Genomic DNA, 8139 nt, shown 5'->3' with positions numbered 1-8139 from the left:
TTTTTCAGGAAGATATATCACTGGTTGTTGATTCCCGTACTCATACTCTGCGCCGTCCTGCTGGTACTCAGTATCCTCGACCTTGGCTTTGCCTTATTTGCTATGATATTACTGGCATATTGTTCCCCGGTACTCATGATTTACTACTTGTTTCTGACCTTTTATGAACAACTAAAAACGCTTGATCCCCATGAAAAATAAACGCATCATTATTGCTGCCGGCACCGGTTTTATTGGTAATAGTCTGATGGAACATTTCGGGGAGGATAACGATCTTATCATTCTGACCCGTACCCCACGCCGGCCCACTGGCCGGATCAGCTATGTAGCCTGGGATGGTAAAACCACCGGCAAATGGACACGCGCATTGGAAAACGCCGATCTGTTGATTAATCTCACCGGCAAAAGCGTCAACTGTCGTTATACCCCGCAAAACAAACAAGCCATACTGGATAGTAGAATAAACGCCACCAGCGTGCTGGGTGCCGCCATTCAAAGGTTAAAAAATCCACCCAAAGTATGGATCAATGCGGGCAGTGCTACTATTTACCGGTATGCGGAAGACCGCCCCATGGATGAATTTAACGGAGAGATAGCAAATGACTTCTCTGTACAGGTATGTAAACAATGGGAGAAAACTTTCAACGATACTACCCTGCCGCATACACGAAAAATAATATTACGTATAGGCGTTACCTTAGGCTGGCAACCGGGCGGCGTAATGCAGCCCTACCTGAACCTGGTAAAGTTCGGCCTGGGCGGGCAGCAGGGCAGCGGGCAACAAATGTTTACCTGGATACATATCACCGATCTATGCCGGATGATAGCATGGCTATACGAAAATGAAACACTCAGCGGCACTTACAATTGTACGGCGCCCAATCCTGTTACCAATAAAGTCTTCATGCAATCGTTGCGGAATGCTACCGGGCGGCGGTTTGGGTTACCCGCGCCGGCGTCTTTGTTAAAAGTGGGGGCATTCCTCATTGGTACGGAAACGGAGTTGTTGTTGAAAAGCAGGTGGGTGGTACCTTCCAGGGCATTGCAGGCAGGTTTTACTTTTACATTTCCGGTATTGAAAAATGCTTTCGATGATATATTGCCACATCTGCCCCGGCACGCTTATCACTTACTTTGATTTTCGTAAATTAGAGGTATGGAAACCAGCAACGATAAAAAGCTTACCGTGGTATTGGGAGCATCGCCCAATCCGGAAAGATATAGTAACATGGCGGTGAACAGACTTACTGCCAAAGGCCATCCGGTAGTGGCTATTGGGAGCCGCGAAGCTACGATTGGAGATATTCCGGTGATTACTGCACATCCACCGCTGGAAAAAGTGGATACTGTTACGATGTACCTCAATCCGGTGGCCCAGAAGGCGTATTACGATTATATCCTGCAGCTGCAACCGCGCCGCATTATCTTTAATCCGGGTGCGGAAAATGAAGAACTGGAAGATATTGCCAGGCAACATAATATTCAGCCGGTAGAAGCCTGTACACTGGTGTTGCTGAGTACTGGCCAGTTTTAGCTATATCTCCCGTTCAAATCTTCTTGTTTTTATAAATGTGCAGCTGTTGGTTATTGCTAACAGCTTTTTCGTATATTCGTTTATATTGCTGTTATCCCCCAATGAACGCATCCCATATTGTTGCCCCACCAAACGCATGGCATTACTTCAACAGGCAGGCATTATAGCATAACCCAATTTGCATGTTCACCCTTTAATATACATTTTATGCAATGGAGAAGATTTAATGGAGAGGTTATCCACCTTCCGGTAAAGGAAGAAGTACGACAAGCCATTGTGCGCGAAACCGCCAGGGGCTTTCGGCTGAAAGTATGCATTGGCACTGACTCCCAGGTAAAAGGAGTGGATACTGAATTCGCTACGGTGATCGTCTTCCTGCGGGAAGGTCACGGCGGATTTATGTTTATCCACAACGAAAAAACCAAAGACCGCTATTCTATCAAAGAGCGCATGCTGGTAGAAGTAGCCAAGAGTATTGAAATTGCGTATGAATTGTGCGACCTGTTTACCGAGTATGATGTAGACATGGAAGTACACGCAGACATCAATACCAATCCTCAGTTCAAGAGTAACCTGGCCCTGCGTGAAGCAATGGGTTATATTCTCGGTATGGGCTTTGCCTTCAAAGCCAAGCCAGAAGCCTTTGCCAGCAGCAGTTGCGCCAATAAAATAGTGAACTAAGGCGCTTGTTTTTTGTACCTCTCTCAAATATTTTCTGACATGATACCATGTCGGGTGGCTTTTCCTCCCCTTATCTAGTCCTACAAATCTTGCCCGGAATTGTAACTTTCTCCCCACTCCCACGCTTAACATAACATACAAAAGACCCTTTACAATGACATCACCAAAATCAGTGATAGCCTTATTGCTATTCGCTTCTATCAGTATCGTAGCTTGTAAAAAGGATAAAGCAGTTACCCCCAAAGGCGACGCGCTTTTTATTGAAATAGCCGGCGGCTATACCGCTCCTGCGTCAGCTGAGCATCCCTATAAAAAAATACAGATCACGGCGGCTGGCAGCTATGAAATCAGTTATACCGGTGAAAGTAAACCGAACATCAGGCGATTACCCGGTAATATTCACGATAGCCTGAAACCCTATCTGAGCAGCTTTCCACGGGCAACTGTCAAAGCGGATCCCAATGAGGGCCGTTATGATTTCGGGAGCGGAGCAGATGTTCCCTATACAGCATACACTTTTATACAGGAGACTCCGGCCGACACCGCCAGTATCAAAATAGCCTGGCATACCTTCGTGCCTTACATGCAGGATTTTCAGCTAAACGTTGAGCAGACTATTAAAAATTGCCACTTGCTGGAGTATTAATCCTTTTCTCATAAACACTACCGGATGGCTCGTTTACATCTTAGCTAAATGGCAACGGTCTCCCTATTCTCGGGCTTAATACATAAAATATGTTGATGATGACATTTTCAAAATCACTGGTTGCATCTCTACTATTTGCTTCCATCAGTATGATTGCCTGTAAAAGTAAAAGCGGGGAGACCGTTGCTACTGCTGTTTCCGGCAGCAATGCACTTTTTGTAAATTTCGGTGGCGGCAATGTGCCGGTACCGCATACCAAAAAGCTGCAGATCACAGCCGATGCGAGTTATGAAATCACTTATACCGGTGGAAAAAGTGACACCATAAAGTTACCGGGGAACGTGCATGACAGCCTGAAACCCTATCTCAGCAGCTTTCCGCATTCCACCATTAAAGCAGATACACTGGTGAGCAGTTATAGTTTACTCGGTGCGGCCGACAACTCTTTTGAAACATTTACCTATATACAGGCAACACCGGCAGACACCAGCAACATTTCGATAGACACCGGTACCAGCGTGCCCTACATGGATGATTTCCAGAAAAGAATCAATCAAACTATAGCCCATTGCAAGCTATTGGGCAATTAATATTTTTTATATGAAAATGACATCGTGGATAATTTCTTTCGTGCTGATGATACTTTTTGCCGGATGTAGAAAAAAAGAAGATTATGCACCCGCAGGACAATTGGAAGGAAAGTGGCTACTGGTAGAAATTACTGGTGATCTCAGTGCAAAAGGACAGAAAGTCACCAATAAGCAGGAAGCTATTTTCCAGCGTGGAGAATACAGGTTACTGGTAGACGATTTACAGCTCAACGCGACTACCTATAAACTAACACAGATAAATAGCAGTACCGGCAAGGTATGGCAGCTTAACCTGGCCAACCAGGATACTTACTTAATTGACATAAAAGATAATATGCTTCACATCTGGGATCCTAATCCCGATGCGCTGGGGTTAATCTATAAAAGAGAGTTGTAAATCCTTCTGTAAAAGACGGAAGGCCTGCATCTGGTGGATGCCGGCCTTCCTGTCTTTTATGATATTGCGTTCATCAGGCGATGGCCCGGAATTGCGCATTCATTTCATCAATATAGTTGAGTATCGCATCTCTGCCTGTTTTCTTAATAGTAGAAGTAACGAAGTTAGGCGGGAGGAACTGCCATGTTTCCCTCATTTTATTGAGGAATGTTTTTACGTTTTTGCTCACTTCTGCCTGAGTGCTTTTATCGGCTTTGGTAAACACAAGGCTGAAGGGGATATTCCATTCGCCAAGTTGGTTCACGAAATCGAGATCTATTTTCTGTGGCTGATGGCGACTATCGATCAGTACAAATACGCTCACCAGGTTAGTACGTTTGCGCAGGTAGTTTTCGATCATTTGCTGCCATTGGCGGCGTTGTGATAAACTTCTTTTAGCGAAGCCATAACCTGGCAAATCCACGAGATACCATGCATTATTGATGGCAAAATGATTGATCAGCTGTGTTTTACCGGGAGTACCGGAGGTTTTGGCTAATTTCTCATTGTTGGCCAATATATTGATCAAAGAAGACTTACCTACGTTAGAACGGCCTATAAATGCGTATTCCGGCAGTGTAGGACTGGGACATTTTTCCCAATCGGGACTACTGATAAGATATTCTGCTGACTTAATTACCATAATGATATTTGCTTTGTTCCATTAAAAAACCCGTCTCTCCGTATTTGCATACTACATTTCTTTAACTTTGCGGACTATGTCAGAAAATGCAAATGTTCAGAAGATCGTTCCCTTTGAAGGGTCAAAATTAAGCAAGAAGGAGCAGATAGCGACCATGTTTGATGATATTGCTCATCGCTATGACTTTCTTAACCACTTTATGTCGCTTGGAATCGACATCATCTGGCGTAAAAAAGCGCTGGGATATTTAAAGTCGCTTCAGCCCAAACTCATGCTGGACGTAGCTACTGGCACAGGGGACTTTGCTATAATGGCAGAAAAGCACTTGCATCCGGAGAAAATTGTGGGCATAGATATTTCTGAGGGAATGTTGAGTCATGGTCGGGAAAAGATCGAAAAACTGGGTTTAACGGATAAAATTACGCTGCAATCCGGCGATAGTGAGACAATAAGTTTTCCGGACCAGACGTTTGATGCCATAACAGTGGCTTTTGGCGTACGAAATTTCGAAAACCTGGAAAAGGGGCTGTCTGACATGTATCGTGTGCTGAAGCCGGGGGGTAAATTGGTGATCCTTGAATTTTCGAATCCGACGGTTTTTCCTATTAAACAATTGTATAATTTGTATTTTCGTTATATTACACCGCTGCTCGGGAAATGGATAGCGAAGAGCCAGGCGGCTTATAGCTATCTGCCAGAATCTGTGAAAGCGTTTCCGCAGGGTGAAGCAATGCGAACTATTTTAACTAACACCCGTTTCCAGGCCGTTACATGCAAAACGCTAACATTCGGCATATGTTCCATTTACTGCGCTACGCGCTGATATTCATGTTATTGATTGGTATGCTTCCCGCAAAGGCGCAGACCAATATGAATATGCTGGAACACGATGCAAAACCCTATTACTTTGGCATTACACTGGCCGCAAACCAGTCCTATTTTAAACTCGAGCATTCTCCTGCCTTCCTGGCCACTGATTCTATTATGGTGGCAGAACCCTTGAAAACAATGGGTTTCAACCTGGGATTGCTGGCAAATGCCAGGTTGACGGAGCATTTTGATCTGCGATTTAATCCACAGTTGATCTTTGCGTCTAAAAACCTGTATTACCGGGAGGCTTATCCCAAACCACAGGATACCGAAAAAAAGATTGAGTCTATCTTACTAAGCTTTCCTTTACAGATCAAGTTTAAGTCGGACCGTATTGGCAATATGCGGGTATATACCATTGGCGGCCTGAAGTACGACTATGACCTGGCTTCCAATGCCCGTTTACGCAGAGCAGACGACCTGGTAAAGATCAAAAAGAGCGACTATGGCTATGAAGCCGGCGCCGGATTTGAGTTTTACTTTGAGAGCTTCATTTTTGCACCTGAATTCAAGATCAGCAATGGTTTTGGTAACGTACACGTAAAAGATCCCAACCTGCGGTATTCGAATGTGGTAGAAAAACTGCAATCCCGCATGATTGTATTTTCCATTCACCTGGAAGGATAAAGCGGAGTGGATCGCCTTCGGCGATTGTCTTTGTCCAGGATTTGATTGATTTTGATGATTTTGGTGATTTTATTTCCCTTTTATAAAGATGCTTACTTTCTCTTCTGAAAGCTATTATAGAAGAGGAGAAGATCTATTTGAAAACTTTAAATCAAAAAATCATTACAATCAGTTTAATCAATTTAATCCTGAATAAAGACAATCGCCGAAGGCGATCCCCTCCGCTTTTCGCTAATTTTTCTACCTTTGCGGCATGCAAAATTACCTCATCAGGAATATAGCCGTGGTAAACGAAGGACAGACCACGGTACAGGATGTATGGATCAGAAACAGCCGCATTGAAAAAATAGCGCCTAATATCACCGTCACCGGCCAATACACGGAAATTAACGGAGAAGGCAAACACCTGCTGCCGGGCGTTATAGACGACCAGGTACATTTCCGCGAGCCGGGTCTCACACAAAAAGCGACTATTTACACAGAAGCACGCGCTGCCGTAGCTGGGGGAACGACCAGTTTTATGGAAATGCCTAATACCAAACCCGCTGCACTTACCCAGGAATTACTGGAAGATAAATATACCATCGCCCAACATCACTCACTGGCGAACTACTCCTTTTTTATGGGAGCCGCCAATGATAATGTGGAAGAAATTCTGAAAACGAATGCCAAAAAAGAAAGTGTTTGCGGCGTAAAAATATTCATGGGTTCCTCTACCGGTAATATGCTGGTAGATAATTATCTCACCCTGGAAACCGTTTTTTCCAACAGCGAATTATTGATCGCCACCCATTGTGAAGATGAGAAAATCATCCGTGCAAATATGGAGGCTTTTCAGCGCGAAAAAGGCGATCACCTCACCGCAGCTGATCATCCGCTGATCCGTAATGTGGAAGCTTGTTTTGAGTCGTCGCTGGTGGCTATACAGTTTGCACAGAAGCACAACGCCCGCCTGCATATTCTTCATATATCCACTGCCCGCGAACTGCAATTGTTCAGCAACATGTTACCACTGGCAGAAAAGCGCATCACTGCAGAAGTATGTGTACACCATCTTCATTTCACCGCAGATGATTATGCACAATATGGCAACCTGATCAAATGTAATCCGGCCATTAAAGCAGCAGACAACAAAACGGCGCTGTGGCAGGGACTTTTGGATGACAGGCTGGATATTATTGCTACCGATCATGCGCCACATACCTGGGAGGAAAAACAATTACCTTACCTGCAGGCCCCATCGGGCGTACCGCTGGTACAACACAGCCTGTTGCTGATGCTCGAACATGCACGGCAGGGCGATATCACCATAGAGAAAGTGGTAGAAAAAATGAGCCATGCGCCCGCTATCTGTTTCCAGATAAAGGAAAGAGGATTTTTGAGAGAAGGCTACTTTGCGGATTGCGTGATCGTAGATCTGCAGGGCCATACCAACGTAAACAAAGAGAACATTTATTATAAATGTGCCTGGAGTCCGTTTGAAGGTCATACCTTCCCGGCTGCCGTAACCCATACTTTTGTAAGCGGCCATCTGGCTTATGCAGACGGCATTTTCAATGAAAATGTACTGGGGCAGCGGTTGGCATTTAGCCGCTAATAAGAGCAAAAAGCTGAAGGCAAAAAGCAAAAAGCCATCGAAGTGGATGACGGGAGCGAATATTCCCATCAATCATCTGCTTCGATGGCTTTTTGCTTTATCCTTTTTGCTTTAGGCTTTTCTTTCAAATGTTATGGAATTTTTCTATCCTTGCATCTTCCACCGTATATTCACTAAAATGAAGCTGCATGCAACTGGACAAAACATCCTACTACGACCTGTCTATTTTTAACCGCGACGAAGAATATTCCCTATTTCACCGGCTTGATTTTACCACAACATCCGGAGGCCGTGAATTCCTACGGCAATTATTCAGCAACCCTTTAGAAGATATTACCTCGATTCAAAACCGGCAACGGGCATTACAGTATATTCTGGAACAGGAAAATAACTGGCCTTCCATAATTTCCAACGGTACGGTGGTAGTGGTGGAAAACTATATGGAAGCGCAGATTGAGCCCATTTCCAGTACAGAGGGTTTGTCGTTGTACGTACAGGCAGTGATCAATAAAACC

At 44.5% G+C, this 8139-nt stretch carries 11 protein-coding genes and 1 pseudogene; 11 read left to right on the top strand and 1 reads right to left on the bottom strand.

Translation table 11 applies throughout. The features are described from left to right. The 7 genes from VIP81_RS26555 to VIP81_RS26525 all read left to right on the top strand — a co-directional run. A partial coding sequence (locus VIP81_RS26555) for a hypothetical protein (RefSeq protein WP_331968424.1) occupies positions 1 to 201 on the top strand: 201 nt, incomplete at its 5' end. Next, positions 191 to 1138, top strand: coding sequence for a TIGR01777 family oxidoreductase (locus tag VIP81_RS26550; RefSeq protein WP_331968421.1), 948 nt, complete (start codon positions 191 to 193; stop codon positions 1136 to 1138). The genes VIP81_RS26555 and VIP81_RS26550, both read left to right, overlap by 11 nt. An 18-nt stretch (positions 1139 to 1156) precedes the next feature. Next, the gene (locus tag VIP81_RS26545) at positions 1157 to 1534 is read left to right on the top strand and encodes a CoA-binding protein (protein WP_331968418.1); all 378 of its coding nucleotides are present in this window, start codon (positions 1157 to 1159) and stop codon (positions 1532 to 1534) included. A 207-nt stretch (positions 1535 to 1741) separates the two neighbouring features. After that, positions 1742 to 2215, top strand: coding sequence for a ribonuclease H-like YkuK family protein (locus VIP81_RS26540; RefSeq protein WP_331968414.1), 474 nt, complete (start codon positions 1742 to 1744; stop codon positions 2213 to 2215). Between the two features lie 154 nt (positions 2216 to 2369). After that, on the top strand, positions 2370 to 2861 hold the full coding sequence (locus VIP81_RS26535; protein WP_331968411.1) for a hypothetical protein: 492 nt from the start codon (positions 2370 to 2372) through the stop codon (positions 2859 to 2861). Between the two features lie 95 nt (positions 2862 to 2956). Then, complete coding sequence (locus tag VIP81_RS26530; RefSeq protein ID WP_331968408.1) at positions 2957 to 3451, top strand: hypothetical protein; 495 nt, start codon at positions 2957 to 2959, stop codon at positions 3449 to 3451. Between the two features lie 10 nt (positions 3452 to 3461). After that, positions 3462 to 3848 (top strand): hypothetical protein, encoded by a 387-nt coding sequence (locus VIP81_RS26525; RefSeq protein ID WP_331968405.1) that lies wholly within the window; start codon positions 3462 to 3464, stop codon positions 3846 to 3848. Between the two features lie 73 nt (positions 3849 to 3921). Here VIP81_RS26525 and yihA read toward each other — a convergent pair whose 3' ends face one another. Then, a complete protein-coding gene (gene yihA / locus VIP81_RS26520) occupies positions 3922 to 4530 on the bottom strand; it encodes a ribosome biogenesis GTP-binding protein YihA/YsxC (RefSeq protein ID WP_331968402.1) in 609 nt (202 codons plus the stop codon). Between the two features lie 76 nt (positions 4531 to 4606). Here yihA and ubiE point away from each other — a divergent pair, with 76 nt between their 5' ends. From ubiE to VIP81_RS26500, 4 genes and pseudogenes are all read left to right on the top strand, one after another. Beyond that, positions 4607 to 5353, top strand: a complete 747-nt coding sequence (gene ubiE / locus VIP81_RS26515; protein WP_331968399.1) for a bifunctional demethylmenaquinone methyltransferase/2-methoxy-6-polyprenyl-1,4-benzoquinol methylase UbiE — start codon at positions 4607 to 4609, stop codon at positions 5351 to 5353. Continuing rightward, positions 5326 to 6027, top strand: coding sequence for a porin family protein (locus VIP81_RS26510; protein ID WP_331968396.1), 702 nt, complete (start codon positions 5326 to 5328; stop codon positions 6025 to 6027). Before ubiE ends, VIP81_RS26510 begins: the two co-directional genes overlap by 28 nt. 253 nt (positions 6028 to 6280) lie before the next feature. Then, positions 6281 to 7624, top strand: a complete 1344-nt coding sequence (locus VIP81_RS26505; protein WP_331968393.1) for a dihydroorotase — start codon at positions 6281 to 6283, stop codon at positions 7622 to 7624. A 188-nt stretch (positions 7625 to 7812) separates the two neighbouring features. Next, a pseudogene (locus VIP81_RS26500) lies at positions 7813 to 8139 on the top strand (DNA mismatch repair protein MutS); the annotation flags it as partial.

Source organism: Chitinophaga sp., assembly GCF_036566945.1.
Lineage (GTDB): Bacteria > Bacteroidota > Bacteroidia > Chitinophagales > Chitinophagaceae > Chitinophaga.
This window is presented reverse-complemented; position numbering and strand designations above follow the sequence as displayed.